The 26,426-nt window shown below is 66.6% G+C and carries 21 protein-coding genes; 10 read left to right on the top strand and 11 right to left on the bottom strand.

The features are described from left to right. Window positions 1-149 precede the first annotated feature (149 nt). The 8 genes from FHX44_RS24355 to FHX44_RS24320 all read right to left on the bottom strand — a co-directional run bounded on the left by FHX44_RS24355 (window position 150) and on the right by FHX44_RS24320 (window position 11,261). The gene (locus tag FHX44_RS24355; RefSeq protein WP_147257910.1) at window positions 150-1,628 is read right to left on the bottom strand and encodes an alkaline phosphatase D family protein; all 1,479 of its coding nucleotides are present in this window, start codon (window positions 1,626-1,628) and stop codon (window positions 150-152) included. Between the two features lie 256 nt (window positions 1,629-1,884). After that, on the bottom strand, window positions 1,885-3,045 hold the full coding sequence (locus tag FHX44_RS24350; protein WP_170309019.1) for a glycosyltransferase: 1,161 nt from the start codon (window positions 3,043-3,045) through the stop codon (window positions 1,885-1,887). Window positions 3,046-3,090: 45 nt separating this feature from the next. Further along, window positions 3,091-4,275 (bottom strand): lipid II:glycine glycyltransferase FemX, encoded by a 1,185-nt coding sequence (locus tag FHX44_RS24345; RefSeq protein ID WP_147257908.1) that lies wholly within the window; start codon window positions 4,273-4,275, stop codon window positions 3,091-3,093. Window positions 4,276-4,897: 622 nt separating this feature from the next. Further along, a complete protein-coding gene (locus tag FHX44_RS24340) occupies window positions 4,898-5,653 on the bottom strand; it encodes a methyltransferase domain-containing protein (protein ID WP_212612625.1) in 756 nt (251 codons plus the stop codon). Window positions 5,654-5,818: 165 nt separating this feature from the next. Then, entirely contained in the window at window positions 5,819-7,432 is a 1,614-nt protein-coding gene (gene murJ, locus FHX44_RS24335) for a murein biosynthesis integral membrane protein MurJ (protein WP_170309018.1), read from the bottom strand. A 215-nt stretch (window positions 7,433-7,647) separates the two neighbouring features. Further along, window positions 7,648-8,814 carry a glycosyltransferase gene (locus FHX44_RS24330; protein WP_147257906.1) on the bottom strand — a complete coding sequence of 389 codons (1,167 nt, stop codon included), beginning with the start codon at window positions 8,812-8,814 and terminating at the stop codon, window positions 7,648-7,650. A gap of 122 nt (window positions 8,815-8,936) precedes the next feature. Further along, window positions 8,937-10,007 (bottom strand): lipid II:glycine glycyltransferase FemX, encoded by a 1,071-nt coding sequence (locus tag FHX44_RS24325; protein WP_170309016.1) that lies wholly within the window; start codon window positions 10,005-10,007, stop codon window positions 8,937-8,939. A gap of 165 nt (window positions 10,008-10,172) precedes the next feature. Further along, entirely contained in the window at window positions 10,173-11,261 is a 1,089-nt protein-coding gene (locus FHX44_RS24320) for a Gfo/Idh/MocA family protein (RefSeq protein WP_147257904.1), read from the bottom strand. Window positions 11,262-11,851: 590 nt separating this feature from the next. Between FHX44_RS24320 and FHX44_RS24315 the strand changes: the two genes are divergently transcribed. From FHX44_RS24315 to FHX44_RS24295, 5 genes are all read left to right on the top strand, one after another. After that, entirely contained in the window at window positions 11,852-12,949 is a 1,098-nt protein-coding gene (locus tag FHX44_RS24315) for a DegT/DnrJ/EryC1/StrS family aminotransferase (protein ID WP_147257903.1), read from the top strand. After that, window positions 12,946-13,785: a YveK family protein gene (locus FHX44_RS24310; RefSeq protein ID WP_147257902.1), complete on the top strand. Its 840-nt coding sequence runs from the start codon at window positions 12,946-12,948 to the stop codon at window positions 13,783-13,785. The genes FHX44_RS24315 and FHX44_RS24310 overlap by 4 nt, the downstream gene beginning before the upstream one ends. Window positions 13,786-13,942: 157 nt before the next feature. Then, the gene (locus FHX44_RS24305) at window positions 13,943-15,331 is read left to right on the top strand and encodes a hypothetical protein (RefSeq protein WP_147257901.1); all 1,389 of its coding nucleotides are present in this window, start codon (window positions 13,943-13,945) and stop codon (window positions 15,329-15,331) included. Beyond that, window positions 15,294-15,950, top strand: coding sequence for a sugar transferase (locus FHX44_RS24300; RefSeq protein WP_147257900.1), 657 nt, complete (start codon window positions 15,294-15,296; stop codon window positions 15,948-15,950). The genes FHX44_RS24305 and FHX44_RS24300 overlap by 38 nt, the downstream gene beginning before the upstream one ends. A 233-nt stretch (window positions 15,951-16,183) precedes the next feature. Beyond that, the gene (locus FHX44_RS24295; RefSeq protein WP_170309015.1) at window positions 16,184-16,999 is read left to right on the top strand and encodes a polysaccharide deacetylase family protein; all 816 of its coding nucleotides are present in this window, start codon (window positions 16,184-16,186) and stop codon (window positions 16,997-16,999) included. 70 nt (window positions 17,000-17,069) lie between these two features. On the opposite strand, the gene FHX44_RS24290 is transcribed toward FHX44_RS24295, so the two are convergent. Beyond that, window positions 17,070-17,888, bottom strand: coding sequence for a sugar phosphate nucleotidyltransferase (locus FHX44_RS24290; protein WP_147257898.1), 819 nt, complete (start codon window positions 17,886-17,888; stop codon window positions 17,070-17,072). 156 nt (window positions 17,889-18,044) lie between these two features. Here FHX44_RS24290 and FHX44_RS24285 point away from each other — a divergent pair, with 156 nt between their 5' ends. Continuing rightward, window positions 18,045-19,268 (top strand): class I SAM-dependent methyltransferase, encoded by a 1,224-nt coding sequence (locus tag FHX44_RS24285; protein ID WP_281287909.1) that lies wholly within the window; start codon window positions 18,045-18,047, stop codon window positions 19,266-19,268. After that, window positions 19,268-20,563, top strand: coding sequence for a glutamate-1-semialdehyde 2,1-aminomutase (locus tag FHX44_RS24280; protein WP_147257897.1), 1,296 nt, complete (start codon window positions 19,268-19,270; stop codon window positions 20,561-20,563). Before FHX44_RS24285 ends, FHX44_RS24280 begins: the two co-directional genes overlap by 1 nt. Here FHX44_RS24280 and FHX44_RS24275 read toward each other — a convergent pair. Further along, window positions 20,554-21,960, bottom strand: a complete 1,407-nt coding sequence (locus FHX44_RS24275) for an apiosidase-like domain-containing protein (protein ID WP_147257896.1) — start codon at window positions 21,958-21,960, stop codon at window positions 20,554-20,556. The two genes, FHX44_RS24280 and FHX44_RS24275, sit on opposite strands and share 10 nt — an antisense overlap. A gap of 5 nt (window positions 21,961-21,965) precedes the next feature. Next, window positions 21,966-23,309: a polysaccharide pyruvyl transferase family protein gene (locus FHX44_RS24270; protein WP_147257895.1), complete on the bottom strand. Its 1,344-nt coding sequence runs from the start codon at window positions 23,307-23,309 to the stop codon at window positions 21,966-21,968. A gap of 196 nt (window positions 23,310-23,505) precedes the next feature. Between FHX44_RS24270 and FHX44_RS24265 the strand changes: the two genes are divergently transcribed. From FHX44_RS24265 to FHX44_RS24260, 3 genes are read left to right on the top strand one after another with little or no spacing between them, the layout of a single operon-like run. Beyond that, window positions 23,506-25,020, top strand: coding sequence for an oligosaccharide flippase family protein (locus FHX44_RS24265; RefSeq protein ID WP_147257894.1), 1,515 nt, complete (start codon window positions 23,506-23,508; stop codon window positions 25,018-25,020). A 17-nt stretch (window positions 25,021-25,037) separates the two neighbouring features. Continuing rightward, window positions 25,038-25,196: a hypothetical protein gene (locus tag FHX44_RS42280; protein WP_170309014.1), complete on the top strand. Its 159-nt coding sequence runs from the start codon at window positions 25,038-25,040 to the stop codon at window positions 25,194-25,196. A gap of 31 nt (window positions 25,197-25,227) precedes the next feature. Continuing rightward, complete coding sequence (locus FHX44_RS24260) at window positions 25,228-26,424, top strand: glycosyltransferase family 4 protein (protein WP_170309013.1); 1,197 nt, start codon at window positions 25,228-25,230, stop codon at window positions 26,422-26,424. Window positions 26,425-26,426: the final 2 nt, after the last annotated feature.

Here is a 26,426-nt window from a genome sequence, read left to right as displayed (position 1 = left end):
CTCCCGGATCGAGCTGCAAGCCTGTTGTCGGGCCTACTGGCGGCTACCCGGAGCGGGCTTCCACCGGCGAGCGGCGACGAGCATGCGACCAGATCAACACCGCCTACTTCCATTCTGGTGGGCGCACGGAAGCCCTCGGGCAACTGCCGTCAGGAGGGCTCGACACCTGGGCCGCGGTTCTCGACCGTCCAGCTGGTCAGCGTTTCGGCGGGTTGAGCGGTGTCATCAGCCGAGGCGACGCTGCGGTAGTCTGAGCGCCACGCGCTCGGTGTCACGGTGCATCTAACCCATCCACGGTGCTCCCCGTCGAAGAATCGCACGTGCGGATTCGATGGAAGTGCAAGAGTGACATCCGCCGCCCACGGGCAACCTGACGAAATCGAGGGTCCCACGAACTCAGTGGCGACGGTGGGCGAGTCTGGATTCATCCAATCGATCTTCAGCTCGTTGACCCAACTCGAATGCCAATCGCCGGAAAGAACGACTGGGTTGACGACATGCCGGTCTGCGATACCTCTCAGCAGCCTGTCGCGCGCGATTTGAAAACCGTCCCATTGATCTTTATTCAATCTTTCTCCCGATTCGATATCATAATCGAACCTCGCCATCATTGTCTGTTGAGCGATGGCGTTCCATGTAGTGGGACTCCGCGCGAGCCCGTCGAGCAGCCAGTGCTCCTGCACCGGACCGAGCATACTAGCTGCAGAGTCAGGGAGTCGCGGATCCGAGCGGTACTGGCGCGTGTCGAGGACGCTGAGTTCGAGCAACTCACCGAAACGCAATCGACGATATGCCCGCATCCCCTGGCCATCCGGGCGAGCCGACAGGCGGAGAGGGAGGTGTTCGTAGTACGCCTGAAAGGCGGCACGACGTATTTGTGCAAAACGCCGCTGATCGTTGTTGTCGTAACCGGATGACGGGTATGCAGCCGCCCAGTCGTTCTGAACCTCGTGATCATCAAAGGTCGAGACGAAAGGGAACTGGCGATGTGCGAGTTGCAGATCGGGGGACGTCTTATACTTAGCATGCAGTACTCGATAGTCGGCGAGGCTCTCTGTCGCGTCCTCCTCATAGATGTAGTCGCCGACATGGACTACCAGATCGAGGTCCTCCATGGCCATGGTTCGGTAACTCGCATATCGACCACCAACCCACACTTGGCAGGAAGCGAGTGCAAACCGAATGCGTGCCGGAGCGACAGGCATAGTCACCGTCCGACCGACGGGGCTTTGTGCGTCGCCAGCACGGAATCGGTAGAAGTACTCGCGCCCGGAATCAAGACCCTGGACCTCGACGTGCACAGAATGCGCTAGTTCCGGTACAGCATACGCGCAGCCTCTGCGCACGACGTTCCGCACACGGTCATCTGTTGCAAGCTCCCACTCCATTGGCACCGTCACCGGGGGCATTCCACCAAGTCCATCTGGGGCGAGGGGCGCCGGCGCCAGCCTCGTCCAAAGCACGATGCCATCAACGGTTGGTTCGCCGGAGGCAACGCCAAGAGTGAAGGGATCTGAATCGAAGCGCGGGACGGCACGAACTCGCGCCGCACTCAGCCCCTCGGTCGCGAGTACGAATATTCCGAGGCCGCCAGCGGCGAGCACCTGGCGACGAGAGAGTCGGCCCATCGGATTGACCTTCGAGATCCAGGCGGCGTTCTAATCACTGACTCACGATATCAATCGTACTCCTTTCCATCTCGGGATCAAAGCCTCCGGTGTCCCGCCAGATTTATCTCGTCGATCTGTCTTCATCAGGCATCCGCAGGCTGCGCCGCTACGGGAAGGTGACGGCGGGTCACGGCGGTGGTTCTGTGCAGCGGCGGGATCGGCGACTCGACCTGGGCGGTTGGTCCGCTGCAAACTCGGCGAGGAGCCGGCACACCTACGTCACCGGCCTGCTGCTGGCCGGGATCCGCGTGTTCACAGCTCCGCACAGAGGAAGGATGTCCCTCAACTTGTCCCTGATCCGATGAGCGAGGTACTGCCCTCTCTTGACTTTGGCCCACCAGAGCGGCCTCAGTCTGATGGGCAGCGGAATCGCTATACCGTAAACAAGCAAGCCGGTCGCCTTAAAAAGCGACGAATAGAGATCGTCACCAAGCATCGCTCGGGCAAGGGAGGCGTACATCCTACAGAGGTCTCCGCGTGATTTGCCCTCAAAAAGGGAGATCCGGAATCTCGCTTGGAGGTACCGCAGGTTGCGTTCTAGGTCCAGCTGCTGTTGGTCGAGTCGCAACTCAGATAGCCGCTGGTTCACTCCGACAACAGTCCGACTTATCAAGTCCATCAGCTTCCGATCCGTATCCGGATCAGGCACGAGCGTTCCAAAGTTGTTCGCACCGTGGATCCGGTAGCAGGAAAGGGCCTTGTCGACGGCGCTGACCTGGGTGAGGAGTGGAGCCAACGTAAACACCAGAGCATCAGCGTTGGGTCGAAAGATTTCCTCAGGTACGGGGAACACGTATCTCGTTAATTCTGCCCGGAAACACATCGCACTTGTGATCATCGCGCGCCATCGGCCACCCCTTCTTATGACGTTCTCGGCAATCCATCCTTCCTCGAACTTGCGGTCGTGCGGCCACACGTCAATCTCTTGGCCGGTGGCATCAATCAGGGTCATTGGATGGACCGCGAATCCGCTTCCAGGAGCGTGGGCAAAGTGTCGCACAATCGTTTCCAGCTTGTCTGGCACGAAGGTGTCGTCGGCGTCCAACGTGCAGTAGATGTGCCCGCTGCTCTCGGAGTGCGCCGCATTCCAAGCCGAGGCCATCCCACCGTTCTGCTTTCGTATATGCTTCACGCGGGAGTCGCTCCGAGCAAAGCGTGAGATGACCGCATCGGAATTGTCGGTGGATCCATCGTCACAGACGATCAGCTCGAAGTGGCCGTAAGTCTGACTCAGGACGCTTTCTATTGACTGCCGCAGGTAGCGCTCGTAGTTGTAGTTAGCCATGATTACAGAGACCAACGGATTGCCCGGAAGAGGACCGAGACTTATCGGCTTCAGGTAGGAGATCGCATGCTCGCTCAAACGCTTCTGCATCGGGTTAGACCTCCATAGCATCACTTGACGTCGAGGGCAGTACACCTAGCCCTTTGCGCGTCCGCCGCGCAGCGTCCGTTTGACGATCTCGAGGAACCGGCCTCCGGTCCGCGACCGCTTCATGAAGTCGTACGCGAGGCGCAGCAGCGCGGGTGAGATGCGTTCGACCTGCTCGGTGTACAGGAACACCTCGCCGCCGAAGCTCGTCTTGAACAGCTGGGCCCCGGTCAGGTGAGAGGTGGGGTCAGAATTCCCGTCCATGAGGATTCGCGCCGCGTCCGCGGTGATGCCGCCCACGTCGTACGTGTGGTAGCCGTTGGCCTTGGCCCACAACATCGCGTGCCATACGGTCGCCGCGCTGACCCCTTCCTTGCGCGCCCGGTCCGACCGGTCCATCCCCCTCAGACGCTCCCTCAGCACATCATGGCACGGGGTGCAGAGGAGGGCCGCGGCCGGCGTGCCGTCGATCTCTGCGACGAACACAGCGACGTGCTGGTCGTCGTCCAGTTCCCGGTACAAGGTTCGGATGTAGTCCAGTGACAGGGGCTCGAAATGCTGGTGCTCGGACGTACGGGCTATGAGCTCGGCAACGACTGGAACGTCGTCCACTGAGCCCACTCGGACGGTAACGCCACGCTCGGCCCAGATGCGTGACCGACGCCGGTTGGATCTACTCAAGCCGCTACGGAGATCTTCGATGTCGCGAGTCAGATCTATCCGGATAGATGCGGCGGGAGCGATTCCCGACTCGCTATGCCGAAACCCCCGTGTGAGCAGCTCGGCGCTGACGTCGCTCGCGCCGACGGGCGGTTGTACGAATAGCACACGCAACCGCGTGCGCGCAAGGCTGTCCAGTGCTGCAGCGAGTACGTCCACCACCGGGCCGCGAGGAACGCCCGCGGCCACGACCGGGCCGTTCGAGACATAGCCGATAGGGCCGATTAGAGGCAGTCGGCGCTCCAGCACCAGCGCACCTCCCACGAGCCGACCTTCCTGGCGCGCGAAGACGTACAGCGGGCGGAAGCCGGCAGCCCGACGGATGCGGGCCCAGGCGGACAGCTGAGCAACGTCACTTCCGGGTGTGCGATCAACCAGCCGGTCCCATTCCTGCACAGCGGCGCGGCCAGGGTTGGCGCCAGCGGTCAGTACGACCGGCCGGCCGCCCGGCTCCCCGATGTCGATCTGGACATCGAGTTCGGGGCTTTCGTGCCTCACGTGGGGGCCGGTCATGCGTCGCCTCACGAGAACCTCTCCTCCGAACTGATCAACGGCGGTAGCTGCAGACGCAAATACATCTCACACACGACACATGCAGCGGGAGAGGCGACGCCGGCTGCCTCTGCCCCGGGTGTGAGGACAGGTCGCAGCGTCGGAAGAGCCCGAGGTCTATGAACCTGCGCAGCCCGTGTGACTCGCGCAGCCAGCACGTGCGCTCGGCCAGGCGCCGCGGGAGGCCGGTGCGGCCACCCGGCGCAGCGACAGCCACGGCAGTCATGGCGCCCCTCCCCCGCGTTGTGGTGGGATTCGGCGTGCGTCTGAGGTCGCTGCCCCGAGGGTCATCGTTACATCGCAAGATGCGATTGCGCGGCGGGATGAACCCGAGGACTGGTGTGCGGGCACCCGCCGAGTTCAGCGGCCGATACGTCGACGGGAACTGGCAGGCTTGCTCCTTGAGCAGGATCAACTCGCGCCTCCAGCTGATCCGCTCTGCGATCACGTGGCCGGCATCGTCGGACAAGCCTGAAGCTGCCGGCACCCAGCTGCTCGCATAGCACGTTTCGGCATCCCCCACGCCGGTCGGTCTTTCGCGCCCGGCGCCCCGCCCCGACCAGCACTGCCCGACACCGGCCGTTCAGCACCTCCTCAATCGCCGCCCCGCAGCAGCCAACCGTTGACCTCGAAGAGGCAACGCCTGTCCCCGCGGGGAGATCTCGTATAGCCGAACAGCATTGGAGCGGGACCACGCCCTGGTGGGCCTCATGCCCCTAGACGCTTTCACGAGGCGGGCCCGACCGGTCGCCAGTAGCGCTGCCTCCTCTTCTGGGTTTGCGTAGATGAGACGCACTACCCGAGGGTTCCGGTCCACGGAACTCACTAAATTATCGATCACCCGGTCGAACACCGGTCCCCTGAATGGATTATAGAGGAAGACGACTGTCACCTCCGCCGGAATATCATATTCGACCGCATCAGCGCATACAAGCGTCACGTTCTTACACCGAAGACGCCTGTGATTCTGGGCGAGGTTTGCGACGGCGATTTCGTGAAGCTCGCGGGAGAGCTCCACGCCGATGACACGACGAAACGGATAGGTGGCCGCAACAAGTACGATCCGCCCCTTACCTGATCCAATGTCGAGAAAGACGTCGTCTGACCCTACAGAGCTTCGAGGGAGCACTCTCCGCATGCTCAGCCAGCCGCTCGGGAGGTAATCGCTGCGATGTTCATCGTCGATGCCCAGGTCCGATAGCGGAATTCGGCCGTCCGTATCAACACCATAGCGCTGCTCGAAGACGAGCGCGGTGATCCACCCCCGGACCTTCACATACGGTGGCTTGATCAGGAAGCCAAAGACGCTTCGTACCGCCAAGGCCGCAACGTCCCGCAAGCCTGACACCGTTCCTAATTTGCCCGCACCGCTTCCTCGTTGCCTAGCCAACCGCACCTTCACGCTCCTCCCATAGTCCCGGCGGGAGCCAGGATGATGTTGCGCGACGTGTAGAAGCCGAAAATCCAAGACGTGCTGGTCCAGAGGTACTTACCCCCTCGTGCATCAGTTCCTGGTCGTGACCGACCTCGCGTCAGACCGCACCGTCGTCGTGTCGGAGCTGCCTCCGAGGCGGTGGTTGAGCGCGGTCACCGAGAGCGCGAAGAGCGCGACCGCCACGGCACCGAACATGAGCGCCAGCGGCACGTCGACGAGCGGCTCGTACCCCGTCCTACCGACAAGGATCCATCCAGCGCCGACCACGGGGAGCATCGTCAGCCCCGCGAGACCTGCGGTTGCGAGCTGCCTCGCATCGATCAAGCGCTCGGGCTGAATCGTGCGTCGCACCCGCCACAGGACCAGCGCGGCAGCAACGGCCTCGGCCATCAGAGTGGCGAGCGCTATGCCGAGGAGCCGTGCATTGCCATCAGCCAACCAAGCGGCTAAGAACCCAACGACGACCGTCACCGCGAAAGAGGTGGCCGCGGCCACGCACGGCCCCCGCACATCCAGCCGGGCAAACAGAGTCTGCCGGCCGACCTCGTGCACGGCTGCCGGGAGCTGCGCCACTGCGAGCACGGCGATGCACGTCGCGAGCGCGACGATCAGCTCGCGCTTGCTCAACTCACCGTGCGCGAGCGTCTCGGCGATCGCGGGCGCAAAGGCGATCAAGAGCAACGGTGGCGGCAGGCCGACGAGAACAACGTAGTAGAAGACCTGACGCCAGGCCTTCCCGAACCACTGCGCATCGCCGCGCGCGGCGGCTATCGAGAGTCCAGGGAGCGCCGCGGTGGACACGGCCCTGGCGCCCAGCGCGATTGTTGCTTGGTAGAGCTGGTAGGAGAGCTGCATGACGAGCACTCCACCGGGCAGCGTCGCCGCCACCATCAGCAGCGCATAGACGCTGAGGGAGGGGAAGGCTGCGACGGAGACGGAGGCCCGCAGCCGTCGCACGAGATCCCAAGTGGCCGGCTCCGACCGCCAGCCGAGTCGAGGACGCACAGTGATTCCCACGCGAGCCGCCCCGTACAGTTGCACCGTGGCGTGCAGGACGGCTGACCCGGTCGCGCCGCCTCCGAGCAGCACCACCAGACCGAGCGGAACCTCGCCGATCTCCAGCCCAGGTTCGTAGAGCAGGGCGACGGCGACCATCGTTGCCACCAAGCCAAGGTTCTCGAGGGCGGGTGCGGCCGACGCCAGGGCGAAGCGATCGCGCGCCTGCTGCACCGCGGCACCCAGCGTGGCCATGGTGTAGAGCACGACCTGCGGTGCGACGAGAACCACCATCAGCATGGTCAACGTGCGCGCCTGCGAACGTTCTGCCTGTGGAACGCCGACGGTGAGCGTGTAGGCGAGGACGGGAGATGCCAGCATGAGCACGGCTGCGACAGCGGCCGAACCTGCCAGCAGGAAGCCGGTCACGCGGCCGATCAGCTCGGCCGTACCCGGCTGCCCGCGGTCCCTCAGGGCTCGTACGACGGCCGGGACTATGACGGGGGACAAGACCGTACCCACGACCGCGGTGAAGGTGATCCCCGCAATCGTGTTTGCCGACACGAAGATGTTCGCGAAGAAGGTTGGGCCAAGCACCGCCCCGATCACGACTACCCGGAGGACGCCGGTGATCCGGCTCACCAGCGTCCAGATCGCGACGGTCACCGACCCGCGTGCAGTGCTCATCCGAACCTCGCTCACGCCAGCAGTGGGCGGCCACGTGCTCATGCCTTCCTCAGCAGCGCGCCAGTCACCCGCAGGCCCCGGACCGGCTCGTTGTGCTGGCCCGCGACGAGATCGACCAGTCTGATCAGCCGCACCTGATCGCCCTCCCCGGCCGGACGGGGGAAGGATCTTGTTCCGTCGTCGCGGCCATCTCCGCCGCCCCTTGTCGTCCACTGCTAGTCGGCCGGACGACGAACTGCGGTTACCGGACTCTTTGCCCCGAAGACCAGGTCCGCCACCAGGGCCCGGTAACGCCGCCGCTGGATCCTCCACGCGATCTCGTCGACGACTTCGGTCGCCCGCTCGACGTACTTCCGGGCCCGCTCGGGCTCGTCCCGCAATCGCTGGATCGCCCGTGCGAGATCATTTGCGTCGCCCGAGCGGAACTCCTCGAAACAGCCCGCCCCGAATGTCTCCTCGACGGAACGGGTTGTCGCCACGATCATCGGGATGCCCATGACGACGAAATCGAACATCTTCCCGGCAACCGTCAGATCACGGAACGGATCACGGCGCATCGCGACGACACCCACGTCAGCCGAAGCGAGCGCCGACACCAACTCCTCGATAGGCACGAACCCCTCGCTGAACCAAACGCGGTCACCGACCCCCTTCAGCCGCGCGAGCCGTCGCAGCTCTGCACGCTGGCTACCGTCGCCGAAGATCTGCAGCTGAAGCCCCGGCCACTCCGGCGCGAGCAGCGCGATCGCCTCGATCACCGTGTCAAGGCCGTACTGGGGCTCTATCGTTCCATGACTGATCATGACGAACCGGTCAGCGCTGGGAACGTACTCCGCCAACCGCCGCTCGCGATCGAAAACCGACTCGTCGGCACCGTCCATCACGACGTTCACCCGTTCGGCAGGTGCACCACGCTCGATAAACCGTCGCCGCATCGCGTCGGTGACGGTGATCGCAACGTCCGCGAACCGGATGCTCAACTGCTCCGCGACGGCGACGACGCGCACCAACGGGTTTCGAGCACCGACCCCGAACTTTGTCATGAAGAACTCGGGCATGGGCTCCTGGAGATCCAGCAGCACGCGTGCCCCGGTCAACCGCGGTACGGTCGCGACGAAGACCAGCACATCGGGCACCGAGTTGACTTGCACGACGGCGAAGCGTCGGCGCAGGTGCGACGCGGTCACCAGCACCGCGGCGAGCACGAAGAAGCCCGTGTACTCAGCGAGCAACCGCAGGGCTCCGGCGCCGGCGACGTGCCGCAGCGGCAACCGGTGGATGATCAGGGACTTTCCGCGCTCAAGGCGCGGTTCGTCGAGGTCACGCTCGCAGACCACGACGACTTCGTGGCCGGCCTCGATGAGGGTGGCCACCTCCCTCATCACGCGGCTATCGCGGTAGAGGTGGCATCTAACCACACAGATCCGAGCCACGATCCCGCCTTCATTCGTTCATCATGTGTGTCGACATCAGGTGGGCCTCCTGTGCACGAGCAGGGATTGGATCAACAGAAGTAGCGGTAGAGCAACGCTCCGGCCATAGCCGTGACGCGGCTCGGCACGTCGTCCTGGGTGAGCAGACGGGTCAGTTCGGTCAGCAGCCGTGTGACGTCGGCGCCCTCGTCGGACAACTGGTTTCCGGAGCGGATCGTCAGGATCTGGCGCTCCACGCTCGCCCATTTGCGCTTGTATGCGACGAGACCGGGCTGGTCGAGCTCCGAGAGGCCCCAGTCGATCGATGACAACCCGCGCGAACTCGCCCATTGCATCGCCGTCCAGAACAAGGCGTCGTTCGGGCGAGCCGCGAGGTGGGAGGCCAAGGAGGCACCGAACTTGTAGTACGCGACGTCCTGCCAGACGAGGAACAGCGCACCGGCAACGGGCTGCCCGTCGATGAACGCCAGCATGGTCACGATGCCGTCCTCGCGGTGGAACTCCGTCCAGATCCGCTCGAAGAACTCCACCGGCTGCGCAAGCAGCCGGTACTTCCGCTTCCGCAAGTCGAGATGCAGCGCGTGGAACTCCCGCACCGCCTCGAGAGTGGCGCTCACCGAGATCTCGACGCCATTCCGGCCCGCGACTCGGACGTTGCGACGCGCGCTGGGATGGAGGCGACCGAAGAGATCGGCGGGTGAGCCGGTCAGGGAAGTCCCGTGCCACGCCGCCCGGTGCTCCGTCCGGAACATCGGGTCGACCGCCGGCGGCGTGCCGTCGAGGCAGCGGAGCGTGAACGGCGCGTCGCTCCAGACGAGGCCGGAGGCGAGTGGGATCCAGGCTTTGGAGCTGCGCAGCACCGGATCGGCTCGATCGCTGAACGGCAGGCTCGAAATTCGCACGCCGCGGAAATCGCGGATCTCGACGTCTGCCAATCCGGCGATCGGCTCCCCTGCCACGTCCGTCGCCACCGTTCCTCGTGGTTCGAATCCGTAGGTGTCGCAGACCGCACGGATCCACGGCGAGCTCGTGAAGATGCTGCCGGTCGTGCTCCTTGTGAGCTGCTCCCAGCGCCCGTCATACCTCGGATCGACCACGTGGATCGAATCCGCGCCGGGGTGGCATTGTCTCGTCGTCGTCACGGGAGGCGACACCATCGAGTATCGATCATCACGTCATATCGCCCTCTGTCGTTGGACTGGGTCGCTACGCGAGTAGGCGGGACATAACTGTCGTGCTCAGCATGCGCGAGAAGTTCGGCGAGCCGATCTCCGAATATCGATTGATGCGGACAGCGGACCTTCAATTCACGCGGGGTGGGGCTCCCGCGCATCGGCGTGGCCGACGATAGGCAGAAGGGACATGCTAGGTCGGTTGTGATGAATGTCTACCCTCCGGCCAGTAGCGAGGGCGACATCGCTCGCGGCGAGGACCCGTACGATATCGAGCCCCCGCTGTCCGGGTGTGTTGGGCTGCGTCCCTGTCCGCGCACACTCCACGAAGTGCCGGTCCTGCAGTAAGAGCGGTTCCTGGAACTGGATGTAAGGGGATGTGATGTCACCGGTGCGGTACGAGACAGGCATCGCGTGACTCGCGCCCGGTTCGTCGACGTCTCGAGGATCCACCCCGATGTCGTAGACGCGGATGCGCTCGTTGTCCGAAAGATCGTCGTAGACAGCCATCTTCCGCTCTCCGACCACAGTAACCTGGCGCACCTTGTTCGGGTTCAGCCAGCTGACGTGGATAAATGCGTGTGTGGCGGCGCGCTCGAAGTCGAGCCGCAGGTAGGCGACGTCAGCATGGCGGATCCCGATGTTGCGGTCGGCCCAGACGGCTGCGGCGCTCGGGATGTCGTCGAGCAGGTAGGAGACGATCGAGAGGTCATGCGGGGCGAGATCCCACACCACGTTGACGTCACGCTGGTAACGGCCGAGGCTCAGGCGCTGCGCATTGATGTAGAGGATCCTCCCCAAGCTCCCCGCCTGAATTATTTCCTTGAGCTTCCACACAGCTGGGTTGTACTCGAAGGTGTGCCCGACCATGAGCACGGTACCGTTGCGCTCGGCTGATTCGACTAGAATTTCGGCCTCCTCGACCGACGTCGTCAGCGGCTTTTCGACAAGAGTAGGCTTTCCCGCCTCGCTGGCCAACGCGGTCAGGACACAATGCTCCGCCGGCGGAGTGGCGACGACGACCGCATCGATGTCATCGAGCACATCCTCGAGGGAGCGTGCGAATCGTGCAGCGGGGTAGTAGGCCGCGGCTTCTGCGAGCCGCTCGTCAACTACGTCCACAACGGTCACATCAACATCGGGAAGACTACTGAGAACGCGTACGTGCTTTGATCCCCAGTAGCCGTTACCAACGACCGCGATCCGGATCGATCCACTTCTCATGGTCACCTCCGCGCACGGGTGGCCCAATCAGATCACTGCTTGAGCAGCATGCACGGATGCTCGGCGACTGGCCGCAAGAGCGTTACACGCAGAACCTTGATCAGAGAACGACTCCGCCAAAGGTGATCAGTTGGCTCCGCAAAAGGTGATCAAGAGATGCTGGAGAGTGATCGACCCTGCCACGACCGATCAAGATTCGGCCCGATCAAGAATCCATCACCTCTTGTCCCCCACAGGGCCGCGACGCCTACGCCATGCAGCCCTGACCTGATAGCGATATAGGCGACCAGACGAGTGAACCTCCGGCGAAGGCGGAGATCGAGTATCACCGAGGCCGTAACAGTGCCCGCCACGCCATCGAGCGACCGGGGCAACTGGAGGTCCGCGGCGAGCAGCGACCTCCTGTTTGGACGATCGGGGAGCACGTTGACTCAGATCAAATTGGCATGGATCAAGCAGGTCCCAACAGCACGGATCATCCTGCTCCGGCCACCACGGACCGGATCGAAATGGCTCACCAGCCGCCCGGAGCTCGGCACGCGGCTCGTCCGCCCATGGGGCTCCGTCTGCGGAACACAGGGGCGACTCCCATGACCGCAGTGCCGTTCTTCGATCTTACAGCCATCAACGGCAGGGTTCGCGAGGATCTCGACCTGGCATGGAAATCGGTCCTGCAGCACTGCAAGTTCGTCGGTGGGCCGGAAGTCGCGGCGTTCGAGAGCGAGTTTGCTGCCTACTGCGGTGCCGACGGCTGCGTCGGCGTCGCGAACGGCACCGATGCGCTAGAGCTGATCTTCGCCGCGCTCGGCATCGGAGCGGGCGATGAGGTGATCGTCCCGGCCAACACCTTCGTCGCGACAGCGGAGGCCGTCGTCGCCGCCGGGGCGCGCCCCCGATTCGTCGATGTGCTCCCGGACACGCTGCTGATCGACCCGGATTCGGCGGCTGCCGCGGTGAACTGCCGCACGGCGGCGATCGTCGGCGTGCACCTGTTCGGCCAGATGGTCGACGTCGATGGGCTCTCCTCAATCACGGATCGACACGGGCTGGCGCTCATCGAGGACGCTGCTCAGGCACATGGCGCGCGGTTCGGCGGCCAGCGGGCAGGCAGTGTGGGCGCCGCAGCGGCGTTCAGCTTCTATCCCGGAAAGAACCTGGGGGCACTGGGGGACGGAGGCGCGGTCGTGTCGAACGACTGCGAGCTCATCGGGCGTGTCCGGTGCCTCGCCAACCACGGCCGATCGGCTGTGGAGCGGCATCGGCACGACGAGCGCGGTCGCAACAGCCGCCTCGATTCGATCCAAGCAGCCGCTCTTGCGATCAAGCTGGGTCACCTCGACGAGGAAAACGAGGCACGCCGGGCTGCAATGCGTCGATACGCGCGACAGCTGCCAAGTTGGTGCGAGCTCGTCCAGACCCATCGAAAAGCGGAGCCCGTGCACCACCTCGCAGTGGTGCAAGTGCCGAACCGTGCCGTCGTCGGCAAGTCTCTCACCGACGCTCACATCGGCTGGGGCGTTCACTACCCAATCCCTTGCCATCGGCAACCTGCGTACGCGGAGTTCGTCGAAGAACTGCCGGTCGCCGAAGCGGCCGCAGAAGCGGTCATGTCGCTTCCACTCTCACCGGGGATGCGCGGGGAAGAAATCGAACGAGTGTGCGACGCCCTAGCGAGGATCCAGTTATGAAGACGCCGGCCTCTGACTTTGACCCTGCGTCATCGCCATTGTCCCAGGAAGACGTTCGCGACGGGCAGAATGCGCGAGAACTCTCGTCCGACGAGACGACTGGCAAGTCGCTGCAGGCGCGCCTCTCGGTGCGAGACGTGATCAAGCTGGCCATCTTGGGCATCGTGATCACGATGACGGGCGTGGGCGTGGCGCTGGTCGTGACCTCGTTCATCCCGCCGCAATACGCCGCGCGAACGGAGCTGCTCTACCGGATCAGCTCTGAGTCGCCGACCGGGTTCCTGCGCGAGGACCGTACCTTGACCACGCAGGCCTTGCTTCTGGAGAGCCAGAGAGTGCTTGAGCCGGTCGCCGTTGCACACGGGATGGGTGTTGAGCAGCTCGCGGAGCAGGTGGACGTGAACATCGCGGAGGGCAGCCTGATCATAGAAGTTCAAGTGCGCAACGCCGATCGGGCGACCGGGTTGCAGTTGGTACAGGCAATCAGTGACCAGTACTTCGAGACTGTCGGGGTTCCGGACCAGCCGGAGCTACGGCAGTACTTCGAGAATGAGCTGCAGGAGATCAAACGGCGGCTGAGCGAACTTCCGGTCACGGCCGCCGAGCGCCCGGCGCTGGCTGTTCGGGAGGTGGACGTCAAGCGCCAGCTCGATGAGATCCGGCTCGGTGTTTCGGAGGCATCGCGAGCAGATGTTGTGATGCCGCCGTACTCCGTCGGATCCCCCGTATCCCCGCGTCCGATGCTGGCAGTCGCCACAGGTGCTCTGAGCGGACTGATGATCGCGCTCGTGGTCGTTGCGGTACTGGCCCGGCTTCGTTCCAGGGCCGGACGTTGATCGCACTTCGAGGCGAAGCCCGGCTCCGGGCGACCTCTGATCATGCAGCGGACGCTTGCGACGAGGAGAGGCGCCCAGGGTAGGCGAAAAAGGGGCGAGGCACATGACCAGGAGGGGTCAGCTGATCCGCGCCGACAGCGCGGAGAGGCTCGTTGTCGTGCTGGCATTGACCGGCTCCGCGGCAACTGCCTCTGTGCTTGCCGTGCTGGGGGCGAGTGCCTCGGGCACCATCGGTGGGCGGTACGTCGTGCTGGGCGTGGCTGCACTCGGCGTGGCTGCGCTGACCGCCTACCGCCCCATCGCGGCCACCTACATCTACCTTGCGTTGCTTCCGTTTCTCGCGGGGATCGAACGAGGGGCTCTCCTGCCGCTCGTGCGGCCGAACGAGGCGTTGCTCGTGCTACTGCTCGCGGGAGCCCTGGTCGGCGGTTACGTGCGATTCCTGCGAGGAGAGTCGATCCCATTCGGGCGAGACCGGCTGGATGCATCACTCGTGGCGTTCCTCGTACTCGCGACTCTCTGGCCGATCACATCCATGCTGCTGCGCGGTGTCCAGCCGGTTGGTGCGGATCTTGCTGCCCTCCTGCCCATCTGCAAGCAAATGGCGGTCCTGCTGCTGGTCCGCGCCACCGTGGTCTCGGACATACAGATGAGACGCTGCCTCCAGCTCGTGGTGCTCCCAGCCGCAGCAGTTGCGCTCATCGCCGTCCTGCAGACACTCAGGTTCGGACCTGTGCTTGATCTGCTGGAAACCTACTGGAACGCCAAGACGACGTCCTTCGACGAGAACGTGCGGGGCTCGACCACGCTCGCTCACCCAATCGCGACCGGAGACTACATCATTATCGGACTGATCCTGCTCGTCGTCGGGCGACTGAAAGGGATGTTCCGGAGCCGATACTGGTTGATCCCCGGCGCCCTGCTGACTGTCGGCGTTTTCGCTGCCGGGCAGTTCTCGTCCTGGCTGGCAGCAGGGATCGCGGGGGCAGTCCTGCTCTGGCGCTTCCCTGAAGCACGTCGGAAAGCTGCGCTACTAGTTCCACTAGCGCCGTACGCCGCAGTGCTGGGCGCTCCGGCAGTCCTCGGTCGGCTTGCGGACTTCCAGAGCGGTGAGCTTCCGGTCAGCTGGCGGGTCCGCTGGGACAACGTGACCCACTTCTACCTGCCGGAACTGACGGGGCACAGCATACTGCTCGGCGTATCGCCGAATTCCGTGATCGAGGCGCCCGAGACGTGGCGGCAGACGATTTACCTCGAGGCGGGCTACGTCCAGTTCCTGTGGATCGGTGGCGTCCCGCTCCTGCTCGCCTTCCTCTGGCTGTCCCGAGAGATCCTCAGACAGGCCGGACAGAGCCGGGATTTACCAGGTCCGTACGGTGTCTGTTGTGCGGGCCTCGAGGTGATCTGGTGGATCGTACTCGTCCTCACCGTGCTCGATCCGCACCTTTTCCTCCGCGGCGTCGGGGATCTGTTGTTCATCCTCATTGCCATCAGCACTAGGAGAGCTCATGAGCGCGAGCACTACTCGCAGGTCGTCCCGGGGTAGCGACTACGAGTTCTTTCAACGACTCACCGATCTAATCATCGCGACAACCGCGCTGGCTGTGCTTGCTCTACCTATGTTTGTGATCGCCGTCTGCGTGCGCGTGACGAGTCCGGGTCCGGCGTTGTTCCGTCAGGAACGCGTCGGTTACAGCCGCGAACCGTTCACACTGTACAAGTACCGCACGATGCGGATCGACGGCGATGACCGAGCTCATCGTGACCTCATGCTGCGTGAGCTTCGTGGCGAAGACACGTCCGTGGACGGAAGCTGCAAATTGCATGCAGATCCGAGGATCACGCCGCTCGGGCGATGGCTGCGCAGGACCAGTCTCGACGAGCTGCCGCAGCTCATCAATGTCGTGCGCGGGTCCATGTCGCTCGTCGGCCCCCGACCCTGCTTGGTGTGGGAGGCTGAACTGTTTCCGGAGGAGTACGAGGCACGCTTTTCTGTGCGCCCGGGTATAACCGGGCTTTGGCAGGTCACGGGACGCAGCACGCTCGGAACCCTCGATATGCTTCGACTCGATCTCGTGTACGTCGAAGAGCGCAGCCTTCGACGTGACATCGGCATTCTCATGCTGACCGTCCCAGCATTGCTGAGGGGACTGGGCGCCCGGTGAGGACAAACTTTCACCATCTGACCTTGAGCCTGCTGGTTCCTAGCCTGTCAGATGATCAGGAGGCTCGCGATCCTCTTGGTGCTGGCCGTGTGGGTCCTTCTCGCAGGATCATCCCGCCCGCATGCACGGCACCGCCAGTGGCACATCACCAACCTCGGCGGCCACCGCTTCGGCGTGATGCGCATCCACGACCTTCGACGACGGCCCGTCGGAACACGATGAGAGCACCGGTTGTGCGGATCCTGGTCGCCACCTGCGCGCTACTCGTCTCCGGATGCACGACCACGCCCGTCTCTACTGCTGCGCCCCCGCCGAAGACGTTCGTCAGCCTGACGTTCGACGATGGCCACGCGTCGCACTACGCAGCGGCCATGCAGATGCGTGCCCGCGGCCTGGCCGGCACGTTTTACATCAGCTCCGGTCTCATGGGTAGCAGTACCTACTACATGCCCTGGTGGCAGGTCTACAACATCGCCGAAGCCGGCAGCGAGATCGGCGGGCACACCATGCATCACGCCGACCTCAGCACGGCGGACGCGGTGACCGTCCGGAGGGAGGTTTGCGACGACCGCTACACGCTCTTGAACCAGGGCTTCTCGCCCGTCAGCGGCTTCGCCTACCCCGGTCCCGGGCTCAGCCCGGTGACCCAGGAGCTCGCCAAGGAGTGCGGCTACTCGACGGGGCGAGGCGTTGGCGGCCTGTTCAATCGTTACTGCGTGCAATGTCCGGCCGCGGAGACGATGCCGCCGGAGGACCCGTACAAGCTCAAGACGGCGTTCCCGGCCCGGGCAGCGACGACACTGGCCGATCTGCAGGCGGTGATCACCAACGCGGAGACGAACGGCGGGGGATGGGCCATCCTCGTGTTCCACGGCGTCTGCGACGACGGGTGTACCGCGGACCTCTCGGTGGCTACGGCGACGTTCACCGCCCTGTTGGACTGGTTGGCCCCACGTGCTGCGAACGGCACCGTGGTGCGAACAGTCGGCCAGGTCGCCGCCGGTGGAGCTGTGACGCCACAGGTCACCCCCTGGCTCTCCTGCACCTGATGGCAACCCCGCCTCAGCTCGACCTCGGCACGAGGCTGGGAGCGGCGAGCTGGACTTCTGACGATCCCCGTCAGTGGGCCGCCGCGCCCAGCACCGACGCCGTGGCCTCCGGCAGGTCAGTACGCCACGGCATCCACGGCGTGTGGCCGGCCTGGTACATGGCCTCGAGCGCGATCCGCTCCTTCAGCGTGTCGGCGGGCTGCCAGAACCCGCTGTACGGGTACGCGGCAAGGCGGCCCTCCTTGGCCAGCACCGCGCAGGCGTCGGCCACGAGGTCACAGTTCTCGGGCAGGTAGTCGAAGACCTCCTGCCGCAGCACGAGGTACCCGCCGTTCTCCTGCAGCCGCATGTCCTTCAGCGCGGTGATCGCCTCGATGCGGTTGCCGTCGTTCACCTCGACGACGTGGAACGCCGCCTGCGGCGGCACCGCGAGGAGCTGCCCGACCGCGTCGGGCGTGGCGGCGAACTGGTCGACCATCGCGTCGATGGGGGCGTCGGTGAGCACGTCGGCGTAGTTCGCGAGGAACATCTCCTCGCCATCGAGCAGGCGCCGCACCCGGCGCAGCCGCTCCCCGATCGGCGACTCGAGGCCGGTGTCGACGAACGTGATCGTCCAGTCGGCGATGTCGCTGGTGAGCAGCCGCACCTCCCCGCCCTGGAGGACGAAGTCGTTGGAGCCGGTCTCCTGGTAGTCGAGGAAGTACTGCTTGATGTGGTGCCCGCCGTACCCCAGGCAGAGGATGAAGTCCTTGTGCCCGTAGTGGGCGTAGTAGCGCATGACGTGCCAGAGCAATGGCCGCGGCCCGACCGGCACCATGGGCTTCGGGGTGTCGGAACTCCCGTCCCGCATGCGCATCCCGTAGCCGCCGCAGAAGAGCACGACCTTCACCGCTGTACCTCCTGCACGTCGCGACCGTCCGTATCCGACGCACTAGTCGGGCCGCCGACGAGGGCCGTTACACGCGCCCTCCGGCGTAACGGTGTACGGCGGAGGGCCGAGTTCGCCCTTGACCGCGTCGGTCCGCACCCTACGAGGAGACATCTGTTGAACCCTGCGTGCCGCCTGTGCGCCGCGCCGCTGACGCGCACATTCGTCGACCTCGGGATGTCTCCACCCTGCGAGAGCTACCTGCGGCCCGACCAGCTCGACGAGCCCGAGACCACCTACTCGCTCCACGTGCGGATCTGCGAGCGCTGCCTGCTCGTGCAGCTGCCTGCCCACGTCGCGGCCGAGGAGATCTTCACGGCCGACTACGCCTACTTCTCCTCCTACTCCGACAGCTGGGTCGCCCACGCCGGTCGCTTCGTCGACGACATGGCGGCGCGGCTGGGCCTCGGCGCGGGGAGCTTCGTCGTCGAGGCGGCGAGCAACGACGGCTACCTCCTGCAGCACGCCGTCGCGCGGGGGATCAGGGTGCTCGGCGTCGAGCCGTGCGGGGGTGTCGCCGACGCGGCGCGGGCACTTGGCGTGCCGACCGAGTCGGTGTTCCTCGGCGAGCGAACCGGAACCGAAATCGCCGAGCGCCACGGGCCCGCCGACCTCGTCGTGGCCAACAACGTGCTCGCGCACGTGCCCGACCTGCTCGACTTCGTCCGCGGACTGCGGGCGCTCGTCGCGGACGGTGGGACGGTCTCGCTCGAATTCCCCCACCTGCTGCGGCTCATCGAGGGCCGGCAGTACGACACGATCTACCACGAGCACTACTCGTACTTCACGCTGCGCACGGCCGCGGCCGCCCTCGCGGCGGCCGGCCTCGCGGTCGTCGACGTCGAGGAGCTGTCCACCCACGGCGGCTCCCTGCGCGTGCTCGCCCGGCCCGGCGAGCAACGGCCGTCGGAGATGGTGGAGAAGGTCCTCGCCGACGAGCGGGCCGCCGGGCTGCACACCGTCGAGGGCCACACCGGGTTCGCCCAGGAGGTCTTCGAGGTGAAGGCGGGCCTGCTCGAGTTCCTGTTGACTGCGGCGCGCGAGGGCCGGTCGGTGGCCGGGTACGGCGCCCCGGGCAAGGGGAACACCCTGTTGAACCACTGCGGGGTGCGGGAGGACCTGCTGCCGTTCACCGTGGACCGCAACCCGCACAAGCACGGGATGCACCTGCCCGGCACGCACATCCCGGTCCACCCGCCGGAGCGGCTCGCCGAGGTGCGGCCCGACTACATCCTGATCCTGCCCTGGAACCTGCGCGCCGAGATCGCCCAGCAGATCGCCTACACGCGCGAGTGGGGCGCTCGCCTGGTGGTACCGATCCCCCGTCTGGAGTTCGTGTGATGGCGCTCCCCCGGTCCGCCGCCCTGAACGAGCGGCTGCACGCCGCGGTGCCCGGCGGTGCCCACACCTACGCCAAGGGCGACGACCAGTACCCCGAGGACATGGCGCCCGTGATCTCCCACGGCCGCGGCGCCCACGTCTGGGACGCCGACGGCAACCAATACATCGAGTACGGCTCCGGCCTACGCGCCGTCGCACTCGGCCACGCCCACCCCCGCGTCATCGAAGCCGTCCGCGGCGAGCTGGACAAGGGCAGCAACTTCGTCCGCCCCGCCGCCATCGAAGTCGAGGCCGCAGAACGGTTCCTCGCCACCGTGCCCACGGCGGAGATGGTCAAGTTCACCAAGAACGGCTCCGACGCCACCACCGCAGCCGTGCGGCTCGCGCGGGCGGCCACCGGTCGCAGCTGCATCGCGCTGTGCCGCGACCATCCCTTCTTCTCCACCGACGACTGGTTCATCGCCGGCACCCCCATGTCGGCGGGCATCCCGCAACAGGACGTCGTCACCTTCCCCTACGGCAACCTCGACGCCCTGTCATCGGTGCTGGAGCAGCACGAGGTCGCCTGCGTGGTCCTCGAGGCCGCCACCCAGACCGAACCTCCGCCCGGCTACCTCGAAGGCGTCCGCGAGCTCGCCACCCGCCACGACGCCGTCCTCGTCTTCGACGAAATGATCACCGGCTTCCGCTGGTCCGAACACGGCGCCCAAGGCGTCTACGGCATCACCCCCGACCTGTCCACCTTCGGCAAAGCCATCGGCAACGGCTTCGCCGTCTCCGCCCTCGCCGGCAAACGCGAACTCATGGAACGCGGCGGGCTGCGCAGCCGGCACGAACGCGTCTTCCTCCTGTCGACGACGCACGGCGCCGAGACCCACGCCCTCGCCGCCGCCATGGCCGTCATGGACACCTACGCCGAAGAAGGCATCACCGACCGGCTCCACGCCCTCGGCGAGCGCCTCGCCGCCGGCGTGCGCGACGTCGCCGCCGGGATCGGCGTGGCCGATCACGTGCAGGTCCGCGGGCGAGCGTCCAACCTCGTCTTCGCCACCCTCGACGCCGACGGCAAACCCTCCCAGCCCTACCGCACCCTCTTCCTGCGCCAGCTGCTCAGCGGCGGGGTGATCGGGCCGTCGTTCGTGGTCAGCGCGGCACTCACCGACGACGACATCGACCGCACCGTCGAGGTCGTCGCCCAGGCGTGCACCGTCTACCGCAAGGCACTCGACGCGGGCGACCCCACACCCTGGATGGGCGGCCGCCCCGTCAAGCCGGTCTTCCGCCGCTACGCCTGAAGCGGGAGCACCAGCAGCCAGTCCGCGCCGCCCGCCGAGTTGCGGCCGGGCGTGGGGACCGTGCCGGAGGGACCGATCGCGGCCTCCACCGGCGGTGCCGTCGCGTCCGCGGGATCGACCCAGCGGGCCGTGGGGCGTGCGAGCTTCGTCGGGTCCACGGTGATCGTGCGCGCGGTCGGGACGTAGGCCACCAGCGAGCCACCCGCCCGGGCCGCGGTGACGTAGTCGCTGCCCATGATCCCGACCACGGCACCGGGGCCGACCGGTTCGCCGCGGCCGCCGACGAGGACCTCGGCCGACTCGTCCGGCACGAGCGTCCACCAGTCGAGAGACGCGAAGAATTCACGCAGCCGGCTCAGCTGAGCGACCGCCGGCGTGTCCAGCCGCCCCTCCCAGCCGGGGAGGAACTCCCAGTCGTCGGAGCCGTAGAAGTAGCCCGGCGAGCCCGATGTGAGCGCCCACACCATCTGCCTGCGCAGCACCTCGTCGCCCGTGACCGGCGTGCCGGGCAGGTTGTTCTCGCCCTCGTAGTTCGCCTCGGACAGCAGGGCGGGCAGGCGGTTGCGCCGGTACGCGTCCAGCACCGCCCGGTACGTCGGGAGGTAGGTGTAGACGAAGTTGAAGTCGACGTGCGGCGACCACTGCGGGCTGTCCGTCGAGATCGATGCCGGGTACCCGAGCTGTATCGAGAACGGCCGGGTGTCACCCGTCGACCGGATGCCCGAGAGCACCTCGTCGAACAGCTCGTCGTGCACCGGCGGCGAATCGTTCCGGCCGGGGAGGTCGCTCGGGAAGTGATCTCCACCGGCCATCCAGACGATGTTCGGGAAGCGCGCGTACCGGCTCGCGACCATCTCGCCGTAGCGTCGGGCGTCCTCACGCGTCGCGTTCCGGAACGCGTTGCCGGCGGTCCAGCCGTCGATCGGGTACAGGAACAAGGTGTTCCCGTGGGAGCACGCCGACCGGGCGTACTCGTCGACCCGCTGCCAGTACGCCTCGTTCCACCGGGTGACGTCGTCGCCGTCGAACGGCAGGAGGCCGTCGACGGTGCGACCGTCGTCATCTGGCCCGCCGTTCGCGCTCGCACCGATCAGCGAGATGATCGACGCGTTGAAGCCACGCGCCTCGCGGTCGGCGAAGTACAGCTCCGCCTGCTGCGGTGACCACCGCACCATCCCGGCCCACGGGGAATCACCGAACACCAGGAGCGGTGCGCCGTGCTGGTCGGTGAAGTACCGGCCGCTCGGGTCGACCGCGCTGACGTACCTGTGCTCCTGCATCTTCGCCTCGTCGCATGCCGCCTGCCCTCGCGTCACGGGGAGCGTTGGCACCGGCGCGCACGTTGCACCGACGCCGACGACCAGCGACAGGCCGACGAGCACCAGCGCGTGACGCACCCGGATCAGCGTATCGACGGATCGTCGACGAGCGAGAAGACGCGCTCGTACGCCGCCTTGCCGCGCTCGATCTGGGCACTCGCCCGCTCACGCAGCCCGGACCGGAGCGCCGGTGCCCGCTCCCACGCCGACCGCGCCGCGGACGCGACCCGGTCCTCGAGATCGGGGTCGTCCAGCCGGACGAGGTGCAACCCCTCCCCGCCGAACATCGCGTCGAGTCCGAGGAGCTTCTCGTCGTAGTAGCGGGACGACGACAGCCCAACCACGGGAATGCCCTGCGCGAGCGCGAACACCGCCAGGTGGTACGCGCCGGTCACGACCAGCCGGCAGCCGCCGACCCGGCGCGCGACCTCGACGGGAGTCACGAACCGCCCCTGCACCGGCGCCACGTCGAGGTACTCGGCCACCAGCGGCAGGGTGGACCGCCTGTCCTCCGCGCCCTGCTCCGAGATGACCAACGGGACCAGCCGCGCGCCGAACCCGCCCGCCACCGCACGGACTGCCCGTCCGACGGCTTCCTGGGCCCGCACGGCGACCGGCGAGTAGCCGGCGACGCGCAGACAGACGCCGAGGCCGGTGCCCAGCTCGTCCTGGCGGACCGCGTACGCGAGCTCGATCGCGTCGTCGCCGGTGACCACGATGCGGTCGGCGGGCACGCCGAGGCCGGCCAACAGGTCGGGCCCCACCCGGTCCTCCCGCAGCGCGATCAGGTCCACCCCGGGGAGCACCTCGGCGGCCCGAGCCACCAGCGAAGGCTCGGTCAGCGGGCCGAAGCCCTGCCCGACCATCGCCGTGGGAACACCACGCTGCATTCCGTGGTGCAGCAGGTCGAGCGTGCGGTGGAACTGCCACGGATCGACGTCGTTCATGTATCCGCCGCCGATCGCGAGCACGAGCGACGCTTCCCGAAATGCCGCTTCCACCGCCGGACGGCTCGAAATGTCCGGTCCGGCGCCGTCCGAGTCGCTCACCTCGGCGGACGTTGTCACCGGGGCGGCCCGCGGCGCATTGCGCAATCGCTCGACGACTCCCAGCAGCCCCTCGCGAGCACGGAGCGATCCCATCGATGCGAGCCCCGCGACGACCAGCCCGAGCCGCGATCCCGCGGCGGCGAGCGGCTCCCCGAGGAACCGGGGCATCCGGCCGTCGGAGACCGGCTGGATGTCGGGGTGGTAGGCGCGCAGCAGGGCCGGCGCACTGGTCATCACGTGCAGCGACGCGCCGGACCAGTGCTCCCGCATGCGGCGCAGCGCGACGGAGAGCATCGCCAGGTCGCCGATGTTGCGCATCCAGTGCTCGCCGTTCTGCACCACGACCCGAACGGGTGAATTGTCCACATTTCTCGTCATCGGACTCCCGCGGGACAAAATCAAGTGCCTGCCCGTCCGAACTCGCCGGACCGCTGTTACTCGTTCTCCGGCCGGCAGCGGTTAGCCGGAAACCCGAGTGACCTACGACTCGCGGTGGTGTTAACGCCGCGGGCCGCCGCAGCGAGCTTCGTAGCGAGCCACGCCGACCCATCCCCACGACCCCCCGAGGGAGCAGGTGGACACACCGCAGCCGGGCAGCACGCAGCTGCGGAAGAAGCTCACCCGCGTGGCGACGGCCTCCGCGGGCGCGCAGTTCATCACACAGGGTGTCTCACTCCTGCACACCATCGTGCTCGCACGCCTGCTGAGCCCGGCCGAGGTCGGCATCTTCGCGGCGGGCACGGTGCTCACCGCGCTCCTCGTCGAGTTCTCCGAGGGCGGCCTGCGCGCGGCACTGGTGAACCGGCAGCGCGACGTCGAGGCGGCGGCGGAGACGGTGTTCTGGGCGACGCTGGTGAGCGGCGTGCTCATCAGCGTCGGGGCGCTCGCAGCGGCACCCCTGATCGGCCTCGTGTTCAGCGACTCGACGGTCGGGCTCGTCGCGGCCGCCTCCGCGGGGGGACTGCTCCTCCACTCGCTGACGAACGTGCCCGAGGCACTCCTCCAGCGCGAGTTCAGCGTGTCGCGCAACATCGTCCTCGGCCCGGCCGTCTCGATCTCCTTCGCCGTCGTGGCCGTGGTCTGCGCCGCGCTGGGACTCGGCGTGTGGAGCCTCGTGATCGGCACGTACGCGTCGTCGGTGACGTTGCTGGTCGGCGTGTGGGTGCTGGTCTCGTGGCGCCCGGGGCGGGCGAAGGCCTCGGTGGCGCTGTGGCGCCAGCTCGCGCGCTACGGCTACCCGCTGCTGATCGACCACGTCGCCAGCCAGGTCCGCACCACCGCTGAGCCGGTGGTGATCGGTCGGCTCCTCGACACCGCGGCGCTCGGCTTCTACCGCTACGGCCTGCGCATCGCCCGGCTGCCGGTCAACGTCATGATCAGCGTGGTGGCGTACGCCCTCTTCCCGGCCTTCTCCCACATCGCGGCGGATCCGGACCGGTTACGCCAGACCTACCTGAAGGCACTGCGCTGGGTCACCTTCTGCGCGGCGCCGGTGTCCGGCCTCATGCTCGCGATCGGGGAACCCGCCGCCGTCGTGGTGCTGGGCGAGCCGTGGCGGGAGGCCGGGGTCGTGCTCGTCGCCATGGCAGGGCTGGGAATCGGCAAGGCGTTCGCGTCGGTCAGCGAGGAGGCGATCAAGGGCTGCGGCCGCACAGCGTTGATCAACTTCGCGACCGCCGTGGAGTTCGCGCTCGGGCTGTCCCTGCTGGTCCTGATCGTGCCGTTCGGCCTGCCCGGAGTCGGCCTGGCGATCTCGGTGTCGGCACTCGTCGTCGGTGTCCTCTGCCTCGGGCTGGCGCGATCGGCGCTCGGCGTGCATACCCTGCAGATCGTCCGCGCGACGCTGCCCTCGATGGTGGCCAGCCTCGCTGCCACGGCGACCGCCTACGCACTCGAACAGCTCGTCCTGCACTCCGACACCCGCGGCATCGTCGTCGCCGTGGCCTTCCTCGTGCTCGACGCCGTGGCGTTCCTGGTGGTGTACCTCGCGGTGCTCGCCGCCGCCGCCCCGTCGATGGCGGTCACGATCTGTCGTGTTGCCCGGTCGCGGCGGCTCGCCGGACGGGTTCAGCGCTCGGGCACCAATTGACTGTCTCGGGCTCGGACGTGGCCAGGCTCGGCAGCGCCGCTGACGATCCGAATCGCGTTGCCGACTTCCCGTACGCAGGCGTGCATGCGCCGGCCGATTTCGCCGAAGGAGATCGCGCGCAATCGGTGGAGATACCAGGAAAAGGGGGCGTGGATGACGATGCCGGTAAGCTGTGAGCCCGGACGGGGCAAGACCACGGTGACTCGCGTGAGGCTGGTACTCGTCACGGCGTTCCCGGTCGATCCGGGCGCGCCGCGCGGCGGTGTCGAGGGTGTGAGCGTGGTGCTCTGCGGCGCTCTGCGGGATCGTCGCGATCTCGACCTCCACATCGTGACGACCGGGGGCGTCGACGCGGTGCAGGTCGATGACTGGGGTGCGGCGCGCATTCACCGGTTGCCGTGGACCGCCCCGCGCCTGCTCTCGGGGGTGCTCGGGCGCGACGCCCGCCGCCTGCGCGAATATGTCAGCGGTCTCCGCCCCGATGTCGTGCACGCGCACGACACCTACGGGATCATGATGGAGCCGATCGGCACGCCGCGCGTACTGACGATTCACGGTTTCATCCATGCCGACACCCGGGTCTCGGGTACCTCGTTGGCCCGTCCGCGCGCACTTCTCTGGAAACGGATCGAGACGCGCGCGTGGGCGCGTTATCCGCACATCATCTCCATCAGCCCGTACGTGCGTGAGCGGCTGACCGGTATCGCGACCGGCGCGGTGCACAACATCGACAATCCCATCGCCGATGCATTCTTCGACGTCCGACGCACCGACGGTGCGGCGCAGGTGTTCTGCGCCGCGACGATCTCGCCGCGGAAGAACACGCTTGCTGTGGTGGACGGTTTCGCGCGGGCGAGAGCGCAAGGCCTGCGCGCCACGTTGCGGCTCGCCGGTCCGCAGCCGGTCCCCGCTTACGCCGAGGCGGTCCGCGCGCGTATCCGCCAGCACGGGCTCGACGATGCGGTCGTCCTGCTCGGCCAGCTGAGTACCGACGCCGTGCTCAGCGAGCTGGCCGGCGCCAGCGTCTCGGTGCTGATGTCGGTCGAGGAGAACGCGCCGCTGGCCGTGCAGGAGGCGATGGCCGCCGGTGTTCCGGTGATCGCCTCGAGCCGGTGCGGCATGCCCTATCAGATCGACGACGGTGAGAGTGGGTTCCTGGTCGAGCCGGACCGTCCCGATGACCTGGCGGCACGGCTGCTGCAGGTCATCGGCGACGACGGTCTTCGCGATCGGCTGGCGCGGCGCGCGCGCGACGTGGCGCGCGAGCGGTTCCACTCCGAGCGCGTCGCGACGAGGACCATCGGGGTCTACCAGCGCGCCTGCGGCATCCCCCCGCCGCCGGCCCGCCGATCGCCGTCGGCGCCACGTGCGGCAGCAACAACTGGTGGACGGCTGCCGGACTGAGC

It is taken from the genome of Pseudonocardia hierapolitana, from assembly GCF_007994075.1.
In the GTDB taxonomy this organism is placed as follows: Bacteria; Actinomycetota; Actinomycetes; order Mycobacteriales; family Pseudonocardiaceae; genus Pseudonocardia; species Pseudonocardia hierapolitana.
Note: the sequence above shows the minus strand (reverse complement) of the source record. Positions and strands in the feature narration are given on the sequence as shown.

Excerpts from the sequence above, each read along its gene's own strand:
- FHX44_RS24270 (WP_147257895.1), bottom strand. The coding sequence starts at position 23,309 with ATGACGAGAAATGTGGACAATTCACCCGTTCGGGTCGTGGTGCAGAAC.
- murJ (WP_170309018.1), bottom strand. The coding sequence starts at position 7,432 with ATGAGCACTGCACGCGGGTCGGTGACCGTCGCGATCTGGACGCTGGTG.
- FHX44_RS24330 (WP_147257906.1), bottom strand. The coding sequence starts at position 8,814 with ATGAGGGAGGTGGCCACCCTCATCGAGGCCGGCCACGAAGTCGTCGTG.
- FHX44_RS24310 (WP_147257902.1), top strand. The coding sequence starts at position 12,946 with ATGAAGACGCCGGCCTCTGACTTTGACCCTGCGTCATCGCCATTGTCC.
- FHX44_RS24345 (WP_147257908.1), bottom strand. The coding sequence starts at position 4,275 with ATGACCGGCCCCCACGTGAGGCACGAAAGCCCCGAACTCGATGTCCAG.
- FHX44_RS24350 (WP_170309019.1), bottom strand. The coding sequence starts at position 3,045 with ATGCAGAAGCGTTTGAGCGAGCATGCGATCTCCTACCTGAAGCCGATA.
- FHX44_RS24280 (WP_147257897.1), top strand. The coding sequence starts at position 19,268 with ATGGCGCTCCCCCGGTCCGCCGCCCTGAACGAGCGGCTGCACGCCGCG.
- FHX44_RS24320 (WP_147257904.1), bottom strand. The coding sequence starts at position 11,261 with ATGAGAAGTGGATCGATCCGGATCGCGGTCGTTGGTAACGGCTACTGG.
- FHX44_RS24355 (WP_147257910.1), bottom strand. The coding sequence starts at position 1,628 with ATGGGCCGACTCTCTCGTCGCCAGGTGCTCGCCGCTGGCGGCCTCGGA.
- FHX44_RS24300 (WP_147257900.1), top strand. The coding sequence starts at position 15,294 with ATGAGCGCGAGCACTACTCGCAGGTCGTCCCGGGGTAGCGACTACGAG.
- FHX44_RS24315 (WP_147257903.1), top strand. The coding sequence starts at position 11,852 with ATGACCGCAGTGCCGTTCTTCGATCTTACAGCCATCAACGGCAGGGTT.